This is a genomic window from Stenotrophomonas sp. IS26 (assembly GCF_054188265.1).
Genome location: NZ_JBSZJV010000006.1, coordinates 22,268 through 46,624, shown reverse-complemented (window position 1 = coordinate 46,624; position 24,357 = coordinate 22,268). Strand labels below are relative to the sequence as shown.

18 protein-coding genes are annotated in these 24,357 nt (G+C 67.8%); 9 read left to right on the top strand and 9 right to left on the bottom strand.

Annotated features, from left to right (window positions below):
• Window positions 1–49 precede the first annotated feature (49 nt).
• The 6 genes from mdtD to ACW6W5_RS07480 form a co-directional block, all read right to left on the bottom strand.
• Window positions 50–1,453, bottom strand: a complete 1,404-nt coding sequence (gene mdtD, locus ACW6W5_RS07505) for a multidrug transporter subunit MdtD (RefSeq protein WP_152151972.1) — start codon at window positions 1,451–1,453, stop codon at window positions 50–52.
• 57 nt (window positions 1,454–1,510) lie between these two features.
• The gene (locus ACW6W5_RS07500; RefSeq protein ID WP_458233637.1) at window positions 1,511–1,750 is read right to left on the bottom strand and encodes a hypothetical protein; all 240 of its coding nucleotides are present in this window, start codon (window positions 1,748–1,750) and stop codon (window positions 1,511–1,513) included.
• Window positions 1,751–1,989: 239 nt separating this feature from the next.
• Window positions 1,990–3,063, bottom strand: coding sequence for a uroporphyrinogen decarboxylase (hemE, locus tag ACW6W5_RS07495; protein ID WP_152151974.1), 1,074 nt, complete (start codon window positions 3,061–3,063; stop codon window positions 1,990–1,992).
• 61 nt (window positions 3,064–3,124) lie between these two features.
• Complete coding sequence (locus ACW6W5_RS07490; RefSeq protein WP_121038917.1) at window positions 3,125–3,376, bottom strand: WGR domain-containing protein; 252 nt, start codon at window positions 3,374–3,376, stop codon at window positions 3,125–3,127.
• A gap of 70 nt (window positions 3,377–3,446) precedes the next feature.
• Window positions 3,447–4,556: a 3-dehydroquinate synthase gene (gene aroB, locus ACW6W5_RS07485; RefSeq protein ID WP_152151976.1), complete on the bottom strand. Its 1,110-nt coding sequence runs from the start codon at window positions 4,554–4,556 to the stop codon at window positions 3,447–3,449.
• Complete coding sequence (locus ACW6W5_RS07480; RefSeq protein WP_121038911.1) at window positions 4,553–5,095, bottom strand: shikimate kinase; 543 nt, start codon at window positions 5,093–5,095, stop codon at window positions 4,553–4,555. The genes aroB and ACW6W5_RS07480 overlap by 4 nt, the downstream gene beginning before the upstream one ends.
• Window positions 5,096–5,190: 95 nt before the next feature.
• Between ACW6W5_RS07480 and ACW6W5_RS07475 the strand changes: the two genes are divergently transcribed.
• The gene (locus tag ACW6W5_RS07475; protein ID WP_123730473.1) at window positions 5,191–5,394 is read left to right on the top strand and encodes a dodecin family protein; all 204 of its coding nucleotides are present in this window, start codon (window positions 5,191–5,193) and stop codon (window positions 5,392–5,394) included.
• Window positions 5,395–5,421: 27 nt separating this feature from the next.
• Here ACW6W5_RS07475 and ACW6W5_RS07470 read toward each other — a convergent pair whose 3' ends face one another.
• Window positions 5,422–6,249: a kinase gene (locus ACW6W5_RS07470; RefSeq protein WP_152151978.1), complete on the bottom strand. Its 828-nt coding sequence runs from the start codon at window positions 6,247–6,249 to the stop codon at window positions 5,422–5,424.
• A gap of 41 nt (window positions 6,250–6,290) precedes the next feature.
• Between ACW6W5_RS07470 and pdxH the strand changes: the two genes are divergently transcribed.
• Window positions 6,291–6,890, top strand: coding sequence for a pyridoxamine 5'-phosphate oxidase (gene pdxH, locus ACW6W5_RS07465; protein WP_121038902.1), 600 nt, complete (start codon window positions 6,291–6,293; stop codon window positions 6,888–6,890).
• Between the two features lies 1 nt (window position 6,891).
• On the opposite strand, the gene prpR is transcribed toward pdxH, so the two are convergent.
• Window positions 6,892–8,508: a propionate catabolism operon regulatory protein PrpR gene (gene prpR / locus ACW6W5_RS07460; protein WP_428999822.1), complete on the bottom strand. Its 1,617-nt coding sequence runs from the start codon at window positions 8,506–8,508 to the stop codon at window positions 6,892–6,894.
• A gap of 163 nt (window positions 8,509–8,671) precedes the next feature.
• Between prpR and prpB the strand changes: the two genes are divergently transcribed.
• From prpB to pbpC, 7 genes are all read left to right on the top strand, one after another.
• On the top strand, window positions 8,672–9,562 hold the full coding sequence (gene prpB / locus ACW6W5_RS07455; protein WP_123730476.1) for a methylisocitrate lyase: 891 nt from the start codon (window positions 8,672–8,674) through the stop codon (window positions 9,560–9,562).
• A 27-nt stretch (window positions 9,563–9,589) separates the two neighbouring features.
• Window positions 9,590–10,747 carry a bifunctional 2-methylcitrate synthase/citrate synthase gene (gene prpC / locus ACW6W5_RS07450; protein WP_088432970.1) on the top strand — a complete coding sequence of 386 codons (1,158 nt, stop codon included), beginning with the start codon at window positions 9,590–9,592 and terminating at the stop codon, window positions 10,745–10,747.
• Window positions 10,748–10,886: 139 nt separating this feature from the next.
• Window positions 10,887–13,502, top strand: coding sequence for a Fe/S-dependent 2-methylisocitrate dehydratase AcnD (gene acnD, locus ACW6W5_RS07445; RefSeq protein ID WP_152151982.1), 2,616 nt, complete (start codon window positions 10,887–10,889; stop codon window positions 13,500–13,502).
• Window positions 13,503–13,558: 56 nt separating this feature from the next.
• Entirely contained in the window at window positions 13,559–14,743 is a 1,185-nt protein-coding gene (gene prpF / locus ACW6W5_RS07440; protein ID WP_152151984.1) for a 2-methylaconitate cis-trans isomerase PrpF, read from the top strand.
• Window positions 14,744–14,763: 20 nt separating this feature from the next.
• Complete coding sequence (locus tag ACW6W5_RS07435; protein WP_152151986.1) at window positions 14,764–16,221, top strand: bifunctional 2-methylcitrate dehydratase/aconitate hydratase; 1,458 nt, start codon at window positions 14,764–14,766, stop codon at window positions 16,219–16,221.
• A gap of 130 nt (window positions 16,222–16,351) precedes the next feature.
• Complete coding sequence (locus tag ACW6W5_RS07430; protein WP_152151989.1) at window positions 16,352–21,268, top strand: alpha-2-macroglobulin family protein; 4,917 nt, start codon at window positions 16,352–16,354, stop codon at window positions 21,266–21,268.
• Between the two features lie 52 nt (window positions 21,269–21,320).
• On the top strand, window positions 21,321–23,696 hold the full coding sequence (gene pbpC, locus ACW6W5_RS07425) for a penicillin-binding protein 1C (RefSeq protein ID WP_152151991.1): 2,376 nt from the start codon (window positions 21,321–21,323) through the stop codon (window positions 23,694–23,696).
• 57 nt (window positions 23,697–23,753) lie between these two features.
• Here pbpC and ACW6W5_RS07420 read toward each other — a convergent pair whose 3' ends face one another.
• Window positions 23,754–24,338: a ferritin-like domain-containing protein gene (locus tag ACW6W5_RS07420; protein ID WP_152151993.1), complete on the bottom strand. Its 585-nt coding sequence runs from the start codon at window positions 24,336–24,338 to the stop codon at window positions 23,754–23,756.
• Window positions 24,339–24,357 lie beyond the last annotated feature (19 nt).

The window sequence follows — 24,357 nt, the reverse complement described above, 5'->3', positions numbered from 1 at the left end:
AGCGGACCGTTGGTCCGCTGACGGTGTGCCTGCCGTCACGTGCCTGTCGTTACTCGGCGACTTCTTCGACATCCCGCGGCGACGGCCGGGTATCGGGCAGCTGCCAGAAGATCAGCGTGGACGTCAGCGTGATAGCGCCGACGCAGACGAAGGTGGCGTGCAGCGCGGCGGTCGCGCCGTGCGAGGCATCGAGGTGATTGAAGGCCGCGAGCAGACTGCCCGCCGCCGCGGCACCGAAGCCGGTGGCGAGCATCATCACCATCGAGAGCAGGCTGTTGCCGGCACTGGCGAAGTCGCGATCCAGATCGCGCAGGGTGACGGTGTTCATGACGGTGAACTGCAGCGAGTTGACCGCGCCGAACAGCGCCAGCTGCACGATGCGGATCCACAGGTGCTGGCCGGGTGTCATGAAGATGAAACTGGCCATCGCCAGGCCGACAAGAACGGTATTGACCATCAGCACGCGGCGGTAGCCGAAGCGCTCGACGAGTTTGACCGCGTAGCGCTTGGAGACCATGCCGGCGGCGGCGACCGGGATCATCAACAGGCCGGCGTTCATCGGGCTCATGCCCATGCCGACCTGCAGCAGCAGTGGAATCAGCAGCGGCATGGCGCTGCTGCCGATGCGCGAGAACAGGTTGCCGAGGATGCCGATGCGGTAGCTGGGCACATGGAACAGCGCGAGCGAGAACAGCGGCGCCGTGGAGTTGGCCGCATGCAGCCAGTAGCCGACAAGCGCGGCGAGGCCGGCGACGGTCATGAGCATGACCAAGGCATGGGGCGTGGCCATGCCGGAGATACCGTCCAGCGCGAGAGAGAGCACGACCATGCCGAAGGCCAGCATCAGGTAGCCGGCCATATCGAAGCGGGTGCGGTGCTCAGCGTAGTGGTCGGGCATGATTTTCATGGCCGCGACATAGCCGATGATGCCGATCGGGAGGTTGATCAGGAACACCCAGTGCCAGGAGGCGACTTCGACCAGCCAGCCACCCAGGGTGGGGCCGATCAGCGGGCCGATCAGGGCAGGAATGGCGATGAAGCTCATGGCGCGCAGGAATTCTTCGCGCGAGACCGAGCGCATGACGGCGAGGCGGCCGACCGGCAGCAGCATGGCGCCGCCGATGCCCTGCAGGACGCGTGCACCGACGAGCTGGTGCAGGGTCTGGGCGAGGGCGCAGGCGAGCGAGCCCAGGGTGAACAGGATGATGGCGACGAGGAAGGTGCGCCGTGTGCCGAAGCGGTCGGCGATCCAGCCGGAGGCGGGGATGAAGGTGGCGACGGCGAGGGCGTAGCTGAAGACGACGGACTGCATCTGCAGGGGGCTTTCGCCGAGGCTGCGGGCCATGGCGGGCAGGGCGGTGTTGACGATGGTGGAGTCCAGCATCTGCATGAAGATGGCCAGCGATACGAGCCACAACAGGGGCCGGATCGAGGCGTAGCTGCTGGTCGTCATGGTGCGGGCCTTCGTCAACGAGGGCGATATGATCGCCGATGTGGGATCAGGGTGTGGTCAAGAGACGAAGCCGAAGCCGAAGCCGAAGCCGAAGCCGAAGCCGAAGCCGAAGCCGAAGCCGAAGCATTGGTGCGGTCGGTGTCCCGGAGAGGCTGCGGCACGGGTGGGTCGGCGGGACACGCCGTAAATCCGTCCATGGAGGCTCATGTCGCGCCATCCATGGCGCTCATGGTCCCGCCAACCCACCCGTGCCACACCCATGACAATTGGTTGGCTGCCACGGAAAATGCAGGCCATCACACGCTCGTCTTGATGGCCGGGAATGGACGTGATGCCGGGAATGAGATGGGTAGATCCACGCAATGCGTGGATGGCCGCGCGCCGCGCGGCAATGATCGGCGCCGATCAACTGCTGACGGCATGCGTCGTCCGTCTCGAGGGTGGAAACGAAAGCACGCGTTCTGGATGCAGAACGCGCGCGTCGTCGGCCATGCCCGGGTAGTGCCGGCCGCTGGCCGGCTATCCACCAGCGGCGATCAGCGCCGGCTCAAGCGGTGGACGGCTTCCACCAGGACCTGCACGTGCTCGGGATTCATGTCCGGGGACATGCCGTGGCCGAGGTTGAAGACGTGGCCTTCGCGGGAGCCGCCGTTGCCTTGGGCGTAGCTGTCGAGCACTTGGCCGGCAGTGCGTTCGATGGCGGCGGGATTGCCGTAGAGGGTGGTGGGGTCGAGGTTGCCCTGCAGGGCGACGCGGCCGCCGGTGCGGGCGACGGCATCGGCGAGGTCCAGGGTCCAGTCAACGCCGAGGGCATCGGCGCCGGTGTCGGCAAGAGCGCCGAGGTGCAGGCCGGTGCCTTTGCCGAACAGGATCAGCGGGGTGCGGTCGGCCCCTTCACCGCGTTCGAGTTCCTGCGCGATGCGGGTCAGGTAGCGCAGGGAGAATTCGCGGTACATGGTGGGGCTGAGTACGCCGCCCCAGGTGTCGAACACCTGCAGCACCTGGGCGCCGGCCGCGCGCTGGGCGGCAAGGTAGGCGATCACCGCGTCGGTGACGACCGAGAGCAGCTGGTGCAGGGCGGCCGGTTCGTTCAGGGCCATCGCCTTGATGCGGGCGAAGTCCTTGCTGCCGCCGCCTTCCACCATGTAGCAGGCCAACGTCCACGGGCTGCCGGAGAAGCCGATCAGGGGCACGCTGCCATCCAGTTCGCGACGGATCACACGCACCGCGTCCATCACGTAGCGCAGTTCGGTTTCCATGTCCGGCACGGCCAGCTTGGCGATGGCGGCCGCGTCGCGGACCGGGTGGCGGAACTTCGGGCCTTCGCCTTCGACGAAGTACAGCTCCAGGCCCATCGCGTCGGGGATGGTGAGGATGTCCGAGAACAGGATGGCGGCATCAAGGTCGAAGCGGCGCAGCGGCTGCAGGGTGACTTCGCAGGCGATATCCGGGTTCTTGGCCATCGCCAGGAAGCTGCCGGCCTTGGCGCGGGTGGCGCGGTACTCGGGCAGGTAGCGGCCGGCCTGGCGCATCAGCCAGACGGGGGTGCAGTCCACCGGTTCGCGGCGCAGGGCGCGCAGCAGGCGATCATGGCGGGAGGGGATGGTCACGGAACGCTTCCTTGGGATCTGGTGGCGCGGGGCCGAATGGGGGCAGGGCGGTGGGGGCCGCTCAGTGCGGCGGATCGCCACTGGTATAGGTCACTTCGTAGCCGCGGTGCAGGTGCGCATCGCGTGCCTTCTCGAACGCGGCCAGCGCCAGGTCTTCCTGCAGGTATTGCTCGCGGCGCAGCTGCCCGCGCCCGCCGATGGGCCCGGACTCGAGCAGTAGCTCCCAGCCACCGAACAGGTCCGGTTGCAGGGTGAGCTGGAGATAGCGGGCCGGATCGGCACCGCGGGCGTGGTGGTGCAGGAAGACGCGCATGCCCCGATTGTAGCCGTGAACGCCGCAGGCGGCCGTCAGCGACGGGCAGGTGCGGCGTAACGTCGCAGGCTCAGCCGGCGGCGAGCACGCGCAGCACGTCGGCCTCGTCGACATCGGCGACCACTTCGGCCCGGCCGATCCCGCGCCACAGCACCAGGCGCAGCCGGCCGGCGACGTTCTTCTTGTCCAGCCGCATCCGGGCCAGCAGCGCCTCGGGCTGCAGGCCGGCCGGAATGGCGACCGGCAGTTCGTAGCGCAGCAGCAGCTCGCGCAGCTGGTTCGTGTCGGCGTCCCCGCTCATGCCCAGCTGGGCCGACAGGCGCGCGGCCAGGACCATGCCGACCGCGACGGCTTCGCCGTGGTTGAGGTTGTCGTTGCCGGGTGCGCCGTAGCCCTGTTCGGTTTCGATCGCGTGGCCGAAGGTGTGGCCGAGGTTGAGCAGGGCGCGCTCGCCTTTTTCCAGCGGATCGCGCGCCACGATCTCGGCCTTGTGCTCGCAGCTGCGCGCGATGGCCTGGGCCAGCGCGGTGTCATCGCCGGCCAGCAGCGCGGCATGTTCGGCCTGCAGCCACTGGAAGAACAGCGGGTCGCGGATCGCACCGTACTTGATCACCTCGGCCAGGCCGGCCCGCAGCTCGCGCGGGGGCAGGGTACGCAGGGCGGCGGTATCGGCGATGACGGCGCGCGGCGGGTGGAAGGCGCCGACCAGGTTCTTGCCTTCGGGGATGTCTACCGCGGTCTTGCCGCCGACCGAGGAATCGACCATCGCCAGCAGCGAGGTCGGCAACTGCACGCAGTCGACACCGCGCATCCAGCAGGCGGCCGCGAAGCCGGCCAGATCGCCGGCGACGCCGCCACCGAGCGCCATCACGCAGGCATCGCGGGTGGCACCGAGGGCGGCCAGTGCGGTGATCGCATCGCCGAAGTGGGCCAGGGTCTTGGAGGCCTCGCCGGCCGGCAGCACCAACTCACCGATCAGCAGGTCCGGGCGCACGGCCAGCAGCGCCGATGTCACCCCGGCCAGATACAGCGGGGCGACCGAGGAATCGCTGAGCAGCAGCACATGGCGACCGCGCACATGGCGGGCCAGCAGCTCGCCCTGGCCGAGCAGGCCCGGGCCGATGTGGATGGTGTAGGGGGTGTCGCCGCTGACGGCAACGGTGCGCGGGGAGGGGGTCATTCGGGTGTTTCCTGTCGCTGCCACTGCGCGGCCAGGCGCAGCACCAACTGCGCGGTGGCCTCGGCGGGCGTGTAGAGATCGGTATCCAGGGTGAGGTCGGCCAGGCCCTGGTACAGCGGGTCACGGGCGGCGGCCATGTCGTGCAGTACCTGTTCGCGGTCCGGGCGCTGCAGCAATGGGCGGCCGCGGTCACGGGCCAGCCGCTCCAGCTGGGCCGGCACGCTGACACGCAGGTAGACCACGAAACCACGGCGGGCGATCGCCGCGCGGTTGACCGGATCCAGCACCGCGCCACCGCCGGTGGAGATCAGTTGACCGTGGCCGTCCAGCAGGGCGTGCAGGACCTGCCGCTCGTGCTGGCGGAAGCCGGCCTCCCCGGAGTGCTCGAAGATCGCCGGAATGCTGGCCCCGGTGCTGTCCACGATGGCCTGGTCGGCATCCACGAAGTCCAGCGTGAAGCGCTCGGCCAGCCGGCGCCCGATGCAGGTTTTGCCGGCGCCCATCGGGCCAATCAGGATGAGGTTCGGAGCGGGGTTCATTACCCTCGATCCTAACATCTCCGTGCCATCGCCTTTACGCGCCGGCCCCCATGGTGGGCCGGCGCGGACTGTCCCGCGCGCTACCGGAGCGCCCCATGTCCGTCGCCAAAATCATCGAGATCAACGCGTCCTCCAAAACCAGCGTGGAAGACGCCGTACGCAGTGGCCTGAAGAAGGTGGCCGAAACGGTCAAAGGCATCCAGGGCGCCTGGATCAATGAAACCAAGGTGGTGACCGATGGCGAGGGCAATATCACCGAATGGCGCGTGAATCTGCGGGTGACCTTCCTGGTCGGTTGATCCCCGCGCACCTTCTGGTGGCCGTGGTCAGCGCGTCGGAATGATCCGGCGCTGCTCGTCGAGCGCAATGACGGTGTCTGCCAACGCGGGCAAGGTACGCAGTGCCTGCCGGCTGACCCGTTCGTAATACTGGACGAAGCGCTCCAGCTGGGCGCGGCTCATGCTGCTTCGGTCGGGCTGGGCCGCCTGCAGGTTCTGCTCCTGCTGCCAGCGCCAGCGCGGGATCACCGAGAAATCCGGCGGCTGCAGGAACCACAGCCGGTCGCAGCGCTGCCAGAGCGCGGGGTAGTCGGTGGCGAGGGCGTGATTGCACCAGCGCCGCCAGCGGCCGTCCGCGTCGGCCTCGCGCTCGAGTGCGTTGAGCGGTGGGTCCAGATCGGTCTCGTCCTGCGCCGGGGTCCCGAGGAACCAGCCTTCGAACACCAGCAGGTCAAGCGGGCCGTCGATGCGCGGCCAGTCCGTTTCGGCTTGGCGCTCATCGGCTAGTTTGTCGAAGCGGGGCAGTGCGACCGGGCCGCCGGCCGCAACGGCATCCAGCGTGGCATGGGCCAAGGCCAGGTCGTGGGTGCCCGGCGGACCGCGGGTCAGCAGCAGCGGATGCACCTGCCGTGCCAGACGTTGGCGTTGGGCACGGGTGAGGTACACATCGTCGATGGAGAGCATGGCCGCGCGCAGGCCGCGCGATGCCGCCAATGCGACCACCTGGGCCGCCAGCGTCGATTTGCCACTCCCCTGCAGGCCGCTGATCGCCAATACTGGAACCGCCGCGCCGCAGCCCAGCGCGTCGTCCAGCGCCTGCGCGACCAGTGCATCCGGAAAACCTTTCGTCGGGGGCATGTACGCAGGTGCAGGCATGCAGCGACAATAAACCCAAACCGCGTGACAAGAAAACCGCCATGACCGATCTGTATGCCGAAGCGCTATCCACCTTTGCCGGGCTGTTCGAGGAAGCCAAGGCCAGCCGCGAAGTTGAACCCAATGCGATGACCGTCGCCACGGCCGACCAGAACGGCCAGCCCTCCGCGCGGACGGTGTTGTTGAAGGCGTTCGATGAGCGCGGCTTCGTGTTCTACACCCACCTGGACAGTCACAAGGGCCGTGAGCTGCAGGCCAATCCGCAGGCGGCGCTGCTGTTGCTGTGGCGCAGTCTGCGCGAGGCCGGCATCCAGGTGCGTATCGAAGGCCGCGTGGAGCAGGTCAGCGATGCCGAGGCCGATGCGTATTTCGCCTCGCGGCCGCGCATGAGCCAGATCGGTGCGTGGGCGTCGCTGCAGTCCAGGACGCTGACCTCGCGCGAGGAATTCGATGCGCGCGTGGCCGCCACCGAAGCCAGCTTCGACGGCCGCGACGTGCCTCGCCCGGAAGGGTGGAGCGGGCTGCGCGTGGTGCCGCAGCGGATCGAGTTCTGGTACGGCGCGCAGTTCCGCCTGCATGAGCGTTGGTGCTATGAGATCGGCGCGGACGGGCAGTGGAGCAAGCGGATGCTGTTCCCCTGATCTAGGCAGGCGTTGCCTCGCGCAGCCAACGCCACAGCGTCGTCCGCGAGACCCCCAACTGCGCGCAGGCCTGCTCGCGGTTGCCGCCGCAGTCGGCCAGCAACTGCTGCAGCGCGGCCGCATCCGGTCGCGCCGGCGAGGCAGCGGTGAGCGCTGCCGGGCCGCCGGGGCCTGGCAGCCCCCCTGGGCGCTGCACCGCATGCAGCTCCGGCAACCACTGCAGCATCTGCGGCAGCGACAAGGTGCCCGGCTGCTGCTGCCAGTGGATGCGCAGGCGGTCGACCATGTTGCGCAGTTCGCGCACATTGCCCGGCCATGCGTAGTCGCGCAGTCGCGCCATCGCCTCGGCGGACAAGGGTGCGTCCATGCCGGCGAGCTGCCGGAAGAAGTGGCTCACCAGCACGGGGACATCCTCGCGCCGTTCGTGCAGCGTGGGCAGCGCGATGCGCAGCGCGGCCAGACGGTAGTACAGATCGCGGCGGAAGCGTTGTGTGTCCACCAGCGATTCCAGCGTCTGCAGCGTTGCAGCGACCACGCGTACGTCCACCGGCGTCGGCTCGGTGGCGCCCACGCGCAGCACTTCGCGCTCTTCCAGGACACGCAGCAGCCGGGTCTGGAGCGGCAGCGGCAGTTCGCCGATTTCATCGAGGAACAGGGTGCCGCCCTCGGCCGCTTCCACCAGACCGACACGGCCGCCACGACGTGCGCCGGTGAACGCGCCTTCGGTGTAACCGAACAGCTCGGCTTCCAGCAGCGACTCGCTGATCGCCCCACAGTTCAGCGCGACGAAACGACCCCGGCGGCCGCTGGCGGCATGCAGTTGCCGCGCCACCAGTTCCTTGCCGGTGCCGGTCGCGCCGGTCACCAGCACGGTGCTGTCGTACGGGGCGTACAGCGCAATGTGCTCGCGCACCTGCTGCATCGGCGTGCTGTCGCCGAGCAGGGCGTGGTCCGCCTCCCGGCGCTTGGCCGGTACCCGCCGCCGCAGTGACGATGCCCCGGAACGGGCCAGGGTCTGGGTCAGCTCCAAGGCATGTTCGAACGCTTGCCGCACCGAGTCCGCCGAGTACAGCAGCACCCCGGGCAGCCCGACCTGCTCGGCATGGTCGATCGCCATGCCGGTGCCGACGATCACCTCGATCCCGTTGGCACGCAGATCGGCGATGCAGTCGCGCGCATCCTCACGGGTCACGAAGCGGCGGTGCTCGATGTCCAGCCCGAAGCTGTGCTGGAAGCTGCCGAAGGTCGGCACATCGGTGGCATGGGTGACCAGACCGATCCGCGGGGCGATCCGGCGTGCGCGCGCCAGCGCTTCCATCAGGTCGAAGCCGTTGGCCTGGATAGGCACCAGCGGTACCTCCAGCCGGCTGCGCAGGTAGGCGGCATTGGAGCCGCCGGCGATGACCACGTCGCAGTGTTCGCGCCGCAGGCGCTGACCGATCACATCCACCGCCTCCTCGAAGCCGAGGTTGATCGGCACGATGCGGGCGCGGCGGTCGAACTCCGGAATCACATCGCCGAGCAGGCCGGTCAGGCGCGACACGCTGACCGTCCAGATCACGGGCAGTTGGCCGGCATCCGGATCGGACAGGCGGGAACGGTGTCGGGGCAGGCTGATCGACATGGGCATGTTTCGATGTTTCAGTTCCATCCATGTTACAGATGTTTCAATAGTTCAAGGTGAAACGCTGCAGTCATCGCGCTGCCTCAATGAAATCAGACACTTGCCAGCTGGCACGGCCCTTGCGCTTATGTACAGGTCAACCACGATGGAATGCCGCATGAGCACCCCTGTTTCCTCCGCTGGCGCCCGTTTCCGCGCCGCACTGGCCGCCGAATCGCCGTTGCAGGTGATCGGCGCGATCAACGCCAACCACGCGCTGCTGGCCAAGCGCGCCGGCTACCGGGCGATCTACCTCTCCGGCGGCGGCGTCGCGGCCGGCTCGCTGGGCCTGCCGGACCTGGGCATCAACACACTGGAAGACGTGCTGATCGACGTGCGCCGCATCACCGATGTGTGCGACCTGCCACTGATGGTGGATATCGACACCGGGTTCGGCCCGAGCGCGTTCAACATCGCGCGTACGGTCAAGTCGCTGATCAAGGCCGGCGCGGCCGCCTGCCATATCGAAGACCAGGTCGGCGCCAAGCGCTGCGGTCACCGCCCGGGCAAGGAGATCGTGTCGCAGGGTGAGATGGTGGACCGGGTCAAGGCCGCCGCCGATGCCAAGACCGATCCGGACTTCTTCCTGATCGCGCGCACCGATGCCATCCAGGTCGATGGCGTGGATGCGGCGATCGAACGGGCCATCGCCTGCGTCGAGGCCGGTGCCGATGGCATCTTCGCCGAGGCCGCCTACGATCTTGAGACCTACCGCCGCTTCGTCGATGCGGTGAAGGTGCCGGTGCTGGCCAACATCACCGAGTTCGGCGCCACGCCGCTGTTCAGCCGCGATGAGCTGGCCTCGGCCGGCGTCGCCATCCAGCTGTTCCCGCTGTCGGCGTTCCGCGCGGCCAACAAGGCGGCAGAGAACGTGTATGAGACCATCCGCCGCGAGGGCCACCAGCGTAATGTGGTGGAGGCGATGCAGACGCGCGAAGAGCTGTACGACCGTATCGGTTACCACGCCTTCGAGCAGCAGCTCGATGCGTTGTTCGCCGCCAAGAAGTAAGACCGCACACTGTTTTCTGGAGGGATCATGAGCGACACCACTACCGCCCCCGGCTTCAAGCCGAAGAAATCCGTCGCCCTGTCGGGCACCGCTGCCGGCAACACCGCGCTGTGCACCGTCGGCCGCAGCGGCAACGACCTGCACTACCGCGGGTATGACATCGCCGATCTGGCCAACACCAGCGAGTTCGAGGAAATCGCGCATCTGCTGGTCCACGGCAAGCTGCCGACCCGCGCCGAGCTGGTGGCGTACAAGACCAAGCTGAAGTCGCTGCGTGGCATCCCGGCCGCGGTCAAGGCCGCGCTGGAAGAACTGCCGCCGTCGGCGCACCCGATGGACGTGATGCGCACCGGCGTATCCGTGCTCGGCTGCGTGTCGCCGGAGAAGGACGACCACAATCATCCGGGCGCGCGCGACATCGCCGACAAGCTGATGGCCTGCCTGGGCTCGATGCTGCTGTACTGGTATCACTGGAGCCACAACGGCCGCGCGATCGACGTGGAGACCGACGACGACTCCATCGGTGGCCACTTCCTGCACCTGCTGCACGGTGAGAAGCCGCAGGATTCGTGGGTCAAGGCGATGCACACCTCGCTGATCCTGTACGCCGAGCACGAGTTCAACGCCTCGACCTTCGCGTGCCGCGTCATCGCCGGCACCGGCAGCGACATGTACAGCGCGATCACCGGCGGTATCGGCGCCCTGCGCGGTCCCAAGCACGGCGGCGCCAATGAAGTGGCCTTCGAAGTGCAGAAGCGCTACGACAGTCCGGACGATGCCGAGGCCGACATCAAGGCCCGCGTGGAGCGCAAGGAAGTCGTGATCGGTTTCGGCCACCCGGTGTACACCGTCAGCGATCCGCGCAACAGCATCATCAAGGACGTGGCGCGCGACCTGTCCGCCGAGCAGCAGAACGTCAAGATGTACGACATCGCCGAGCGTCTGGAGTCGGTGATGTGGGACATCAAGAAGATGTTCCCGAACCTGGATTGGTTCAGCGCGGTCAGCTACCACATGATGGGCGTGCCGACGGCGATGTTCACCCCGTTGTTCGTGATCGCCCGCACCTCCGGTTGGAGCGCGCACATCATCGAGCAGCGCATCGATGGCAAGATCATCCGCCCGAGCGCGAACTACACCGGCCCGGAAGACCAGGCCTTCGTGCCGATCGACCAGCGCAAGTAAGACAGACGTACCGCACCCGTTCGCGGGTGCATTGCGGAGCAGGCCGGCGCGATGCCGGTCTGCTCCGTTGCGGCGTCGCTACTCCTTCTTCGCCGGTGTCACCACGCCCCGGCCCGCCAACAAGCAGCTATCGCCAGCCATGAATACTCAGTACCGCAAGAATCTCCCCGGCACCGCGCTGGACTATTTCGATACCCGTGCCGCGATCGACGCGCTCCAGCCCGGTGCCTATGCCACGCTGCCGTATACCTCGCGCGTGCTGGCCGAAAACCTGGTGCGCCGCTGCGATCCGGCCACGCTGGAGCCCTCGCTGCGTCAGCTGATCGAGCGCCGCCAGGACCTGGATTTCCCGTGGTTCCCGGCCCGCGTGGTGTGCCATGACATTCTCGGCCAGACCGCCCTGGTCGATCTGGCCGGCCTGCGCGACGCCATCGCCGATGCCGGCGGTGACCCGGCGCAGATCAACCCGGTGGTGCCGACCCAGCTGATCGTGGATCACTCGCTGGCGGTGGAATTCCCGGGCTTCGACAAGGCCGCGTTCGAGAAGAACCGCGCCGTTGAAGACCGCCGCAATGAAGACCGGTTCCATTTCATCAACTGGACCAAGAAGGCCTTCAAGAACGTCGACGTGATTCCGCCGGGCAACGGGATCATGCACCAGATCAACCTGGAGAAGATGTCGCCGGTCGTGCAGGTGCGCGATGGCGTGGCCTTCCCGGATACCTGCGTGGGAACCGACAGCCATACCCCGCATGTGGACGCGCTGGGCGTGATCGCGATCGGCGTGGGTGGCCTGGAAGCGGAGAGCGTGATGCTCGGCCGCGCCTCCTGGATGCGCCTGCCCGACATCATCGGCGTGGAGCTGACCGGCCGCCCGCAGCCGGGCATCACCTGCACCGACGTGGTGCTGGCGCTGACCGAGTTCCTGCGCAAGGAACGTGTGGTCGGCGCGTGGATCGAGTTCTACGGCGAGGGCGCCAATGCGCTGACCATCGGTGACCGCGCCACCATTTCCAACATGACGCCGGAGTTCGGCGCCACCGCGGCGATGTTCTACATCGACCAGCAGACCCTGGACTACCTGCGCCTGACCGGCCGCGAGGATGCCCAGGTCGCGCTGGTGGAAACCTACGCCAAGGCCACCGGCCTGTGGGCCGACGATCTGGTCACCGCGCAGTACGAGCGCGTGCTGCAGTTCGACCTGTCCACCGTGGTGCGCAACATGGCCGGCCCGTCCAACCCGCACAAGCGTGTGGCGACGACCGATCTGGCGGCGCGCGGCATCGCCGATGAAGGCAAGCTGGCCTCGGGCAAGCTCGAACAGGCTGACGGGCTGATGCCCGATGGCGCGGTGATCATCGCCGCGATCACCAGCTGCACCAACACCAGCAACCCGCGCAACGTGATCTCCGCGGCCTTGCTGGCGCGCAACGCCAACCGCGCCGGCCTGACCCGCAAGCCGTGGGTGAAGAGCTCGCTGGCGCCCGGTTCCAAGGCGGTGCAGCTGTATCTGGAAGAAGCCGGGCTGCTGACCGAACTGGAGCAGATGGGCTTTGGCATCGTGGCGTTTGCCTGCACCACCTGTAACGGGATGAGCGGCGCGCTGGACCCGAAGATCCAGCAGGAAGTGATCGATCGCGATCTGTATGCCACCGCCGTGCTCTCGGGCAACCGCAACTTCGACGGCCGCATCCACCCGTACGCCAAGCAGGCCTTCCTGGCCTCGCCGCCGCTGGTGGTGGCCTATGCGATCGCCGGTACGGTGCGCTTCGATATCGAGAAGGACGCGCTCGGCCATGATGCCGACGGCAACCCGATCACGCTGAAGGATCTGTGGCCGAGCGATGCCGAGATCGACGCGGTGGTCAAGGCCAGCGTCAAGCCGGAACAGTTCCGCAAGGTCTACGACCCGATGTTCACCTTCAAGGTGGAGCACGGCGCCCCGATCAGCCCGCTGTACGATTGGCGCCCGCAGAGCACCTACATCCGCCGCCCGCCGTACTGGGAAGGCGCGCTGGCCGGTGCCCGCAGCCTGACCGGCATGCGCCCGCTGGCCGTGCTCGGCGACAACATCACCACCGATCACCTGTCGCCGTCGAATGCGATCATGGCCAGCAGCGCGGCCGGTGAGTACCTGGCCAAGATGGGCCTGCCCGAGGAAGACTTCAATTCCTACGCGACCCATCGTGGCGACCACCTCACCGCGCAGCGCGCGACGTTTGCCAACCCGAAGCTGATCAATGAAATGGCCGTGGTCGATGGCCAGGTCACGCAGGGCTCGCTGGCGCGCGTGGAGCCGGAAGGCCAGGTCACCCGCATGTGGGAAGCGATCGAAACCTACATGGGCCGCAAGCAGCCGCTGATCATCATCGCCGGTGCCGACTACGGCCAGGGCAGCTCGCGTGACTGGGCCGCCAAGGGCGTGCGCCTGGCCGGCGTGGAAGCCATTGCCGCCGAAGGCTTCGAGCGCATCCATCGCACCAATCTGATCGGCATGGGCGTGCTGCCGCTGGAGTTCAAGGAAGGTGTCAACCGCAAGACCCTGGGCATCGATGGCACCGAAACCTTCGACGTGCTGGGCGAGCGTGTGCCGCGTGCCGAGCTGACCCTGGTCATCCATCGCCGCAATGGTGAACAGCTGCGGGTGCCGGTCACCTGCCGGCTGGATACCGCCGAAGAGGTCTCCATCTACGAGGCCGGTGGCGTGCTGCAGCGGTTCGCGCAGGACTTCCTGGAATCGGCGCAGGTCGCCTGATCCCACCCGCATCACGACGGCCCGGCAACGGGCCGTCGTTCCATCAGGACTTCGATATGGCGTTTCTTCCCCAGCTCCGCATTCCCGCCACCTACCTGCGCGGTGGCACCAGCAAGGGCGTGTTCTTCAAACTGACCGACCTGCCCGCCGCCGCACAGGTGCCCGGCCCGGCGCGCGATGCGCTGCTGATGCGCGTGATCGGCTCGCCTGATCCGTATGCCAAGCACACAGATGGCATGGGCGGCGCGACCTCCAGCACCAGCAAGTGCGTGATCATCTCCGCGCCGTCGGTACCGGACCACGACGTGGATTATCTGTACGGCCAGGTGGCGATCGAGACCGCGTTTGTCGACTGGAGCGGCAACTGCGGCAACCTCAGCACCGCGGTGGGCCCGTTCGCGATCAGTAACGGATTGATGGATCCGGCGCGGATTCCGCACAACGGCCTGTGCACCGTGCGGATCTGGCAGGCCAACATCGGCAAGACCATCCTGGCGCACGTGCCGATCGTGGAGGGCCAGGTGCAGGAGGACGGCGATTTCGAACTCGATGGCGTGACCTTCCCGGCTGCGGAGATCCAGCTGGAGTTCCTGGATCCCTCCGATGATGGCGAGGGCGGGGCGATGTTCCCGACCGGCAACCTGGTCGACACGCTCGACGTGCCGGGCGTGGGCAGCTTCCAGGTCACGATGATCACCGCCGGCATTCCGACCATCTTCCTCAACGCGGCTGACCTGGGCTACACGGGCACCGAACTGCAGCCGGCGATCAACGAGGACAAGGTGGCTCTGGCGCGTTTCGAAGCGATCCGCGCGCACGGCGCGGTGCGCATGGGGCTGATCGAGACCATTGAACAGGCCGCGACCCGCCAGCACACGCCCAAGGTCGCCTTCGTCGCCCCCGCGCAGGACTACGTGTCCTCCAGCGGCAAGCAGATCGCCGCCGGGGATATCGATCTGCACGCGCGCGCGCTGTCCATGGGCAAGCTGCACCACGCGATGATGGGCACCGCCGCGGTCGCCATCGGCACCGCCGCCGCCATCCCGGGCACGCTGGTGAACCTGGCCGCCGGTGGCGGTGAGCGTGAATCGGTGAACTTCGGTCATCCCTCCGGCACGCTGCGCGTGGGCGCGCAGGCGGCACGCGTTGACGGTCAGTGGACGGTCACCAAGGCCATCATGAGCCGCAGTGCCCGCGTATTGATGGACGGTGCGGTACGGGTGCCTGCCACCACGCTGTAACGCCTAACAGGAGAATCGCGATGTCCGGTCATGACAGCCACAGCAATCAGCGCCCCGCCTGGGACACGGTCCTGACCGACATCGTCGATTATGTCCGCGATTACCAGGTCAGCTCGCCGCTGGCGTACACCACCGCGCGGCACTGCCTGATCGATACGCTGGGCTGCGGGTTGGCGGCGCTTTCGTTCCCGGCCTGCAGCAAGCTGCTCGGGCCGCTGGTGCCCGGCATGCAGGTGATCAACGGTGCGCGGGTGCCCGGTACCCGGTTCGAGCTTGATCCGGTGCAGGGCGCGTTCAACATCGGCGCGATGATCCGCTGGCTGGATTTCAACGACACCTGGCTGGCGGCGGAGTGGGGGCATCCGTCCGATAACCTCGGTGGCATCCTCGCCACCGCCGATTGGCTCAGCCGCAATGCCGAGGCGCTGCGGCGGGCACCGCTGACCATGCGCGATGTGCTGGAGGCGATGGTCAAGGCGCATGAAATCCAGGGCTGCCTGGCGCTGGAGAATGCCTTCAACCGGGTCGGGTTGGACCACGTGGTGCTGGTCAAGGTCGCCTCCACAGCGGTGGTGTCGCACATGCTTGGCCTGGATCGCGAGCGCATGCTCAATGCCTTGTCGCTGGCCTGGGTGGATGGACAGTCGCTGCGCACCTACCGGCACGCGCCCAACACCGGCTCGCGCAAGAGCTGGGCGGCGGGCGATGCCACCAGCCGTGCGGTGCGCCTGTCGCTGATGGCCGCGGCCGGTGAGATGGGCTATCCCAGCGCGCTGACCGCGCCGACCTGGGGCTTCTACGATGTCTCCTTCGGCGGGCAGCCGTTCCGCTTCCAGCGGCCGTACGGCAGCTACGTGATGGAGAACGTGCTGTTCAAGATCAGCTATCCGGCCGAGTTCCATGGCCAGACCGCTGTCGAAGCGGCGATGCAGGTGCACGCGCAGATGCGCGCCAGCGGCAAACGCAGCGAAGACATCGCGCAGATCACCCTGCGCACCCAGCAGGCCTGCCTGCGCATCATCGACAAACCCGGTCCGCTGCATAACCCGGCCGACCGTGACCACTGCGTGCAGTACATGGTGGCGATCGGGCTGATCTTCGGCCGGCTGGTTGCCGAGGACTATGAGGACGACGTCGCTGCCGATCCGCGCATCGATCCGCTGCGGGCGAAGATCACCTGCGTGGAAGCGCCGCAGTTCACGGCCGACTACCTGGACCCGGACAAGCGCAGCATCGCCAACGCGCTGCATGTGACCTTCGCCGATGGCAGCACGATGGAGGCCGTGGTCGAGTACCCGCTGGGCCACGCCCGGCGCCGGGCCGAGGGCATCCCGCTGCTGGAGGACAAGTTCCGCCGTCACCTGGCCGGGGTGTTCCCGACCGTGCAGCAGCGCCGGATCCTCGAGGCCTCGCTGGACCCGGTCGCGCTGGAAGCGATGCCGGTGCACGAGTACGTGGACCTCTACGTCGCCGGGTAGAGCCGACCGTTGGTCGGCTGTCCTTGGCGGTGGCCCTGCCGGCCACCCATGACGCCCGGATCGCCCGGGGTCGCCCGCGAACGAGCGGGGACGGCCCGTATACTGGCCGCCTTGTTCAAGGAGTGACGTCATGGCTAGCCGCAGTCGGTTCGGGCAGTGGAGCTGGAAGGGAATCGCGGGCCTGGCGCTGGTCGCCGGCCTGGCCATCGGCGTCGGGGGCTGCAAGCGCAACGACAGCGGCCAGCTGCCCGCCCCATCCGGCGCACCGATCGCGGCCAAGGCCGAGGCCGTCACCGAGTTCACCCTGGTCCGGGCCTACCCGGATCAGAAGAGCGATGGCCTGTCGCTGGCGCTGGAGTTCTCGCGACCGCTGGTCGGCACCCAGGATTTCGACGCGCTGGTCCGCTTTGCCGAGAAGGTCGGCACCGAGGACAGCAGCTGGTCGCTGTCCGATGACGGCAAGACCCTGCGCTATCCGTTCGTGGAGGCGGCCAAGGAATACTCCCTGATCGTCTCGCCCGACCTGCTCGCCGCCGATGGCAGCCGGATCGGCAAGGAGCTGCGCCAGAATGTCTTCACCGGCGAGCTCAAGCCGGTGGCCGGGTTCGCCTCGCAGGGAAGCGTGCTGCCGGCCAAGGACAGCCGTGGCCTGCCGGTGGTGTCGGTCAACGTGCCGGAAGTGGACGTGGAGTTCCTGCGCGTGCGCGAGAAGGAACTGCCGGCCTTCTTCAGCCAGTACCAGCGCGGCGGCCGCCGCGGCAGCTGGGAGCTGGAGAGCGAGTACGGCGAGACGCCGATGTCGCAGTTGGCCGAGCCGGTGTACGTCAACCGCTTCGTGATCGGCGGCAAGCAGAACGAGCGCGTGCTCACCTACCTGCCCACGCAGGACATCAAGGAGCTGCAGCAGCCCGGCCTGTATTTCGCGGTGATGAAGCGCAGCGGCTCGTTCGAAGGCGAGTACGACACCGCTTTCTTCACCGTCAGCGACATCGGCCTGCATACGCGTGCCTATAAGGACACGCTGTTCGTGCACACCGCCTCGCTGCAGAGCGGGGCGTCGCTGAAGAAGATCGAGCTGCGCATCCTGGATGGCAAGGGTGAGGTGGTGCTCAAGGGGGCGACCGACGGCAACGGCAATGCGCTGCTCAATTACACCCTTGATGCCAGCCATGTGCTGATCGCCAGCAGTGGCGGCGATACCTCGATGCTGCCGTTCAACCAGCCCGCGCTGGACCTGAGCGAGTTCGCCGTGGCCGGCCGCGACAACGCCTGGTTCGACGTGTTCACCTGGTCGGGTCGCGACCTGTACCGCCCCGGCGAGACCGTGCGCATCTCGGCCCTGCTGCGCGACAACGACGGCAAGCCGGTGAAGCCACAGCCCGTCTTCCTGCGCCTGAAGCAGCCGGACGGCAAGACCTTCCGCGAGACCCGCCTGACCCCCGGCGAGCAGGGCTACTTCAGCTTCGAGCAGCTGATCCCGGCCGAGGCCCCGACCGGGCGCTGGCAGGTGGAGTTCCGCACCAACCCGGCCAGCAAGGAAGCGATCCAGGGCATGACCCTGCGCATCGAGGAGTTCCTGCCCGAGCGCATGAAGCTGGACCTGGACAGCGTGCAGAAGACGCTCAAGCCGGGCGAGCCGCTCAAGCTGCAGGCCGATGCGGCGTATCTGTACGGTGCGCCGGCGGACGGCAACCGCTTCACCGCGCGATTGGCCGTAGCGGCTGAGCAGTCGCCGGTCGAGTCGCTGCCGGGCTACTTCTTCGGCGACCCGACCACCGCGCTGCCGCGCGAGGCGCGCGACGTCATCGATACCGAGTTCCCGGCCGACGGCAAACTTCGCCAGGACGTGGAGCTGCCGGCCGAGGTCAAGCCAACCGCACCGATCGCCGTGGTGCTCTCCGGCAGCGTGTATGAAACCGGTGGCCGCACCGTGACCCGCACGCTGAAGCGGGTGATGTGGCCGGCCGCGGCGCTGGTCGGTGTGCGCCCGCTGTTCGATCCCAAGGACGGCGCGGATGCCAACAGCAACGCGCGCTTCGAAGTGATGCGCGTGGACGCGGCGGGCAAGCCGCAGCCGGCCAAGGGCCTGAAGGTCACGCTGGTGCGCGAGCTGCGCGATTACCACTGGACCTTCAACGACAACCGCTGGGATTACGACTTCACCCGCCGCTTCGAGAACAAGGACACCCGCACCGTCGATGCCGGCAGTGCGGCGGTCGGCGTTGATTTCCCGGTGGAGTGGGGCGAGTACCGGCTGGACGTGTTCGATCCGGCCACCGGGCTGACCAGCCGCTATCCCTTCAATGCTGGCTGGAGCTGGAACGACGACAACCGCGGCCTGGATGCGCGCCCGGACAAGGTCAAGCTGGCATTGGACAAGACTGGCTACAAGGCCGGCGACACGGTGCGCGTCACCGTGACCCCGCCGCATGCCGGCAAGGGTGTGCTGATGGTCGAGAGCGACAAGATGCTCTACGTCCAGGATATCGACGCCAAGCCGGGCAGCACCTACGACATTCCGGTCACCGCCGAATGGGAACGTCACGACGTCTACATCACCGCGCTGGTGTTCCGTGGCGGCAGTGCCCCGAGCAAGATCACCCCGGCCCGTGCGGTCGGCGTGGTGCATGTGCAGATGGACCGCAGGGCGCGGCAGATCGCCGTCGGCCTGGTGGCCCCCAAGCAGATGCGCCCGGAGCAGACGCTGCCGGTCACCGTGAGTGCCCCGCAGCTGGCCGGCAAGGTCGCGCATGTGACCGTCTCGGCCGTGGATGTGGGCATCCTCAACATCACCCGCTTCCCGGTGCCCGATGCCGCCGCGCACTTCTTCGCGCAGCGTCGCCTGGGTGTGGATGCGTATGACATCTACAGCCGCGTGATCGAGAGCTTCGACGGCAGCAGCGGCAAGCTGAAGTTCGGTGGCGACATGGCGCTGGCGGCGATGCCGCAGGCCAAGCGCCCGACCGCGCGCGTGCAGACGGTGGACCTGTTCTCCGGCCCGGTGAAGCTCGATGCCAAGGGCATCGCGCGGATCGCGCTGAAGGTGCCGGATTTCAACGGCACGCTGCGCGTGTCGGCGCTGGTGTATGCCGACGACCAGTACGGCAAGCGTGACGTGGAAACCGTGGTGCGCGCGCCGATCCTGGCCGAAGCCAGCATGCCGCGCGTGATGGCGCCCGGGGATACCAGTACAGTCACCCTGGACGTGCAGAACTTCACCGGCACGCCGGGCGAGTTCAAGGTGCAGGTGGATGGCATCGGCCCGCTGACTCTGGGCGAGTCCAGCCGCACGCTCAAGCTCAACGCCGATGCGAAGAGCACGCTGAGCTTCCCGCTGACCGCGCGCGAGGGCTATACCGTGGCCAAGGTGCGCGTGCGCGTGGATGGCAACGGCTTCAAGGTTGATCGCCGTTATGACCTGCCGGTGCGCGCGGCGTGGCCGCAGGTGCTGCGCGCGCAGACCCGCACGCTGGATCCGCTGGCCGCCGTCACGATGGAAGCCGGCCTGGCCGATGGCCTGATGAACGACTCGGTGACCGCACGCATGCTGGTCAGCGCGCTGCCGCCGATTCCGTTCGCCAGTGCCTTGAACGGTGCACTCAACTATCCGTATGGCTGCGCCGAGCAGACCACCAGCAAGGGCTACGCCGCGCTGATGCTGGATGAGGCGACCTCGGCCATGCTCGGTGCGGACGGGCTGGATGCCAAGACCCGCCGCGAGCGCATGGAAGGTGCCTTCGGCCGCCTGGCCTCGATGCAGGTGGCCAACGGCAACTTCTCGATGTGGGGCGACGACGGCTACATCAATCCGTGGCTGACGCCGTACATCGCCGAGTTCCTGCTCGACGCCAAGGACGCCGGCTTCGCGGTGCCGGACAACGTGCTGCAGAAAGCGCTGAACCGTTTGAGCGAAGATCTGCTCTCCGGTGGCAACCAGTTCTATGGCGAGGATCGCCGCGAGAACCTGAAATTCGCCAACCAGGCCTATTCGGGCTACGTGCTGGCGCGCGTCAACCGCGCGCCACTGGGTACCCTGCGTGCGCTGTACGACAACGAGCGCAGCAAGTCGCTGACCGGCCTGTCGCTGGTGCACCTGGGCATCGCGCTGTCCCTGCAGGGCGATCACAAGCGCGGCGATGCGGCCATTGCCGCCGGCTTTGCCAAGAGCGCGGCTGACCGTCCGGCATACTTCGGCGATTACGGCAGCGCGGTGCGCGACGACGCGCTGATGATCGCGCTGCTGCACGAGCGCAAGTTGTCCAAGCCCGCCTACGATGCACGCGCGGTCGATCTCGGCCGCGCGCTGGATGCCCGCCGCAACAGTGGCTGGATGTGGCTGAGCACCCAGGAGCAGGTGGCGCTGGCCCGCATGGGCAAGGCGTTGTCGGCCAACCAGAAGAAACTGGTCTCCGGCGAACTGGTGGTGGGTGGCGAGAGCGAGAGCATCCCGGCACGGCGCATGTTCGGCCGCAGCTTCGACTACGCCGCGCTGGCCAAGGGTGTGCGCTTCACCCCGCAGGGGGAGCCGCCGATGTTCGCCAGCCTGGAAGTGGCCGGCATTCCGCGCAACCCGCCGGAACCGGACAGCCGAACGCTCGGCGTGGAGCGCAGCTGGTACACCACTGATGGCAAGCCGTGGACGCCGCGTCCGCTGAAGGAAGGCGAGGCCCTGATCGTGCGGGTCAGCGTCACCCCGAACGTGGACATGCCCGATGCGCTGCTGACCGATCTGCTGCCGGCCGGGCTGGAGATCGAGAACTTCAACCTTGGCGATGCCAAGCAGTGGGCCGATGTGGTGGTCGACGGATTGAGCGTCAACGACCGGGCCGATGCGGCCAACATCAAGCACGAGGAGTTCCGCGACGACCGCTACGTGGCCGCGCTGAAACTCTCGCGTGGCAGCACTGCCAAGGTGTTCTATCTGGTGCGTGCGGTCACGCCGGGTACGTATCGCGTGCCGCCGCCGCTGGTGGAGGACATGTACCGTCCCGACCTGCGCGGGGTGGGGCGCAGCCTCCCCGCGTCGCTGACCGTGGTGCAGCCCTGATCGCAGGCGGGCCGTCCCGGTGACGGCCCGCCTGCCTCGCTGCTGAATCGACATGACGTCTCTTTTTTCCAAACGGTGGTGGGCGTCGGTGCTGCGCGGCGTGCTGCCGTACCTGCGATGGGGCACGGCCGCGGTGCTCGCGTTGCTGCTGGCGCTGGACCTCGCGTTCCCGCCACCGCTGCCCAGGCAGCGCGACACCAGCACCCTGGTGGTTGCGCGCGATGGCACGCCACTGCGCGCCTTCGCCGATGCCGACGGGGTGTGGCGCTACCCGGCCTCGGCCGACAGCGTCTCGCCGCTGTATCTGCAGGCCCTGCTGAACTACGAAGACCGCTGGTTCTGGCGGCATCCCGGCATCAACCCGTGGGGCCTGCTGCGCGCCGGCAAGCAATGGCTGTTCGCGCAGCGGATCGTCTCCGGCGGTTCAACGCTGACCATGCAGGTGGCGCGGATCCTCGATCCGCATACGCGCACGCCGTGGGGCAAAGCCAAGCAGCTGCTGCGCGCGGTGCAGCTGGAACTGCACCTGAGCAAGGCGCAGATCCTGGCGCTGTATCTGGAACGCGCGCCCTATGGCGGCACCATCGAAGGTGTGGAGGCGGCGAGCTGGGCCTATCTGGGCAAGCCGGCCTCGCAGTTGTCGCATGCCGAGGCGGCGTTGCTGGCGGTGCTGCCGCAGTCGCCCAGCCGGTTGCGTCCGGACCGTCATCCGGAGGCGGCACAGCGGGCGCGTGACAAGGTGCTCGAACGCATGGTGTCACTCGGTGTGTGGTCACGCGAGGAGGTCGACGATGCGCGCATCGAACCGGTGGTCACCCGCGCCCTGCAGCCCCCGCTGCATGCGGCGCTGCTCGCCCAGCGCCTGCGCTCGGCCCAGTCGCGGGCGGCGCGGATCGAGAGCACGCTGGATATCGGCCTGCAGCGCACGCTGGAAGAGCGTGTGTCGTCCTACTTTTCGCAGCTGCCCGGGCGCACCTCGGCGGCGTTGCTGGTGGTGGACAACCGCACGCTGGAGGCACGCGCCTACGTCGGTTCGGTGGCGTTCGGCGACAAGCAGCGGCTCGGCCATGTGGACATGGTGCAGGCGTGGCGCTCACCGGGTTCCACGCTCAAACCGTTCCTGTATGGCATGGCGCTGGATGATGGCCTGATCCATTCGGAAAGCCTGATGGTGGATGCGCCACAGAGCTTCGGCGGGTACCGGCCGGGCAACTTCGATGCGGCCTTCAACGGGCCGGTCAGTGCCGCCACGGCCCTGCGGTTGTCGCTCAACGTGCCGGCGGTGGACCTGCTGGATCGGGTCGGCTCGGCGCGTTTTGCCGCACGCCTGTCGCATGCAGGCATCAACCTGCGCTTTCCGCATGGCAGTGCGCCCAATCTCTCGCTGATTCTCGGCGGCACCGGCGCGCGGCTGGAGGATCTGGTCGGCACCTTCGCCGCGTTCAACCGCAACGGCATCGCGGGGCGGGTGCGTTACACCGCCGAGGATGCGGTGATCGAACGGCGCCTGATGTCCCCCGGCGCGGCGTGGATCACCCGCGAGGTGCTCGAGTCCAATCCCCGCCCGGGCTACGGCACCGGCACCTTCGATGTCACCGGCCGCCCGCGTGTGGCCTGGAAGACCGGCACCAGTTACGGCTATCGCGATGCCTGGGCGATCGGCACCACGCGGCATTACACGGTGGGCGTCTGGGTGGGGCGTCCGGACGGCACGCCGCTGCCCGGGCAGTACGGCGCGGTGACGGCCCTGCCGCTGATGTTCGAAGTGATCGACAGCCTGCCGCGCCAAGCCGGCGATGCCAGTGCAGCGCCGATGCCGGCGAGCGTGGCGCAGGCCGATATCTGCTGGCCGACCGGCGGCTTGGCCGAACAGACGGCGCCACCGCTGTGCCAACGCCGGATGCCGGCCTTCGTGCTGGACGGGGTCGTGCCACCGACCTTCGCCGAACGCGAGGCGCGGCTGTGGCAGCCGGGTCTGCAGCGGTTCCAGGTGGATGCTCGCACGGGGCTGCGGCTGTCGCCGGAGTGCAGCCGGCCGCATGCGGCGGAGCCGCGTGAGATCGCACGCTGGCCGGCGCTGTTGTCGCCGTGGCTGCCGCAGGCGCAGCGTCAGGCCTCGCAGCTGCCAGCACTGTCACCCGATTGCAGCGCCGACGGCCGCGAGAGCGGCGGGACGCTGCATATCGAGGGGCTCAACGACCGCGCCACCCTCGCACGCGCCCCGAATGCCGAGCACGGCGTGCGCCTGCAACTGCGTGCGCTGGGCAACGAAACAACAGTGGATTGGCTGCTGGATGACCGCTGGATTGCCCGCACCGAAGGGGCGCGACTGTTCCAGCGTGATTTCGATGAAGTGGGCGAGCACACATTGACGGCATTGGCCGCCGATGGCGCGTGGACGCAGGTGCGGTTCCGGATCCTGCGCTGATCATGCGGTGCGCAGGGTCTGGCAGTGCCGGCCACGGGCCGGCACTGCCGTCCAACATTACTCCCCGATCCAGCCGTCCAGCAGGTCGGCGAATTCGTCGGCGTGTTCTTCTTCCTGCGCCAGGATCTCTTCGAGGATGCGCTTGGTCGTGGTGTCCTTGTCGCCCACGAAGTTGATCATCTCGCGGTAGCTGTCGATCGCGATGCGCTCGGCAATCAGGTTCTCGCGGACCATGTCGCGCAGGTCGCTGCCTTCCTTGTACTCGGCATGCGAGCGCGCAGTGAGCGTATCCGGGTTGAGATCGGGCTCGCCGCCAAGCTGCACGATGCGTTCGGCCAGCTTGCCGGCGTGCGCCTGTTCCTGCTGTGCGTGTTCCAGGAACTCGGCCTTGATCGAATCGGCGAGCATGCCCTTGGCCATGAAGTAATGGCGGTAGTAGCGCAGCACGCAGACGTACTCGGTGGCGAGCGCATCGTTGAGCAGCTTGATCACCGCTTCGCGGTCGGCGCTGTAACTGTCGGTGATCGCGCCGTCTTCGATGCCCTTGCGGGCCTTGGCCCGCAGGGTGGCGGTGTCGCTGATGCCCGGCGGGCGGGCGTTGTCCGGGGCGGTGTTGGGGGTGTTCTTGGCTGGCTTTGACATGGCTGGCCGGGTTCCTCTG

Coding starts and splice junctions, on each gene's coding strand:
- mdtD (WP_152151972.1), bottom strand. CDS start 1,453: ATGACGACCAGCAGCTACGCCTCGATCCGGCCCCTGTTGTGGCTCGTA.
- ACW6W5_RS07500 (WP_458233637.1), bottom strand. CDS start 1,750: ATGGCCTGCATTTTCCGTGGCAGCCAACCAATTGTCATGGGTGTGGCA.
- ACW6W5_RS07490 (WP_121038917.1), bottom strand. CDS start 3,376: ATGCGCGTCTTCCTGCACCACCACGCCCGCGGTGCCGATCCGGCCCGC.
- aroB (WP_152151976.1), bottom strand. CDS start 4,556: ATGACCCCCTCCCCGCGCACCGTTGCCGTCAGCGGCGACACCCCCTAC.
- ACW6W5_RS07480 (WP_121038911.1), bottom strand. CDS start 5,095: ATGAACCCCGCTCCGAACCTCATCCTGATTGGCCCGATGGGCGCCGGC.
- ACW6W5_RS07475 (WP_123730473.1), top strand. CDS start 5,191: ATGTCCGTCGCCAAAATCATCGAGATCAACGCGTCCTCCAAAACCAGC.
- ACW6W5_RS07470 (WP_152151978.1), bottom strand. CDS start 6,249: ATGCCTGCACCTGCGTACATGCCCCCGACGAAAGGTTTTCCGGATGCA.
- pdxH (WP_121038902.1), top strand. CDS start 6,291: ATGACCGATCTGTATGCCGAAGCGCTATCCACCTTTGCCGGGCTGTTC.
- prpB (WP_123730476.1), top strand. CDS start 8,672: ATGAGCACCCCTGTTTCCTCCGCTGGCGCCCGTTTCCGCGCCGCACTG.
- prpC (WP_088432970.1), top strand. CDS start 9,590: ATGAGCGACACCACTACCGCCCCCGGCTTCAAGCCGAAGAAATCCGTC.
- acnD (WP_152151982.1), top strand. CDS start 10,887: ATGAATACTCAGTACCGCAAGAATCTCCCCGGCACCGCGCTGGACTAT.
- prpF (WP_152151984.1), top strand. CDS start 13,559: ATGGCGTTTCTTCCCCAGCTCCGCATTCCCGCCACCTACCTGCGCGGT.
- ACW6W5_RS07435 (WP_152151986.1), top strand. CDS start 14,764: ATGTCCGGTCATGACAGCCACAGCAATCAGCGCCCCGCCTGGGACACG.
- ACW6W5_RS07430 (WP_152151989.1), top strand. CDS start 16,352: ATGGCTAGCCGCAGTCGGTTCGGGCAGTGGAGCTGGAAGGGAATCGCG.
- pbpC (WP_152151991.1), top strand. CDS start 21,321: ATGACGTCTCTTTTTTCCAAACGGTGGTGGGCGTCGGTGCTGCGCGGC.
- ACW6W5_RS07420 (WP_152151993.1), bottom strand. CDS start 24,338: ATGTCAAAGCCAGCCAAGAACACCCCCAACACCGCCCCGGACAACGCC.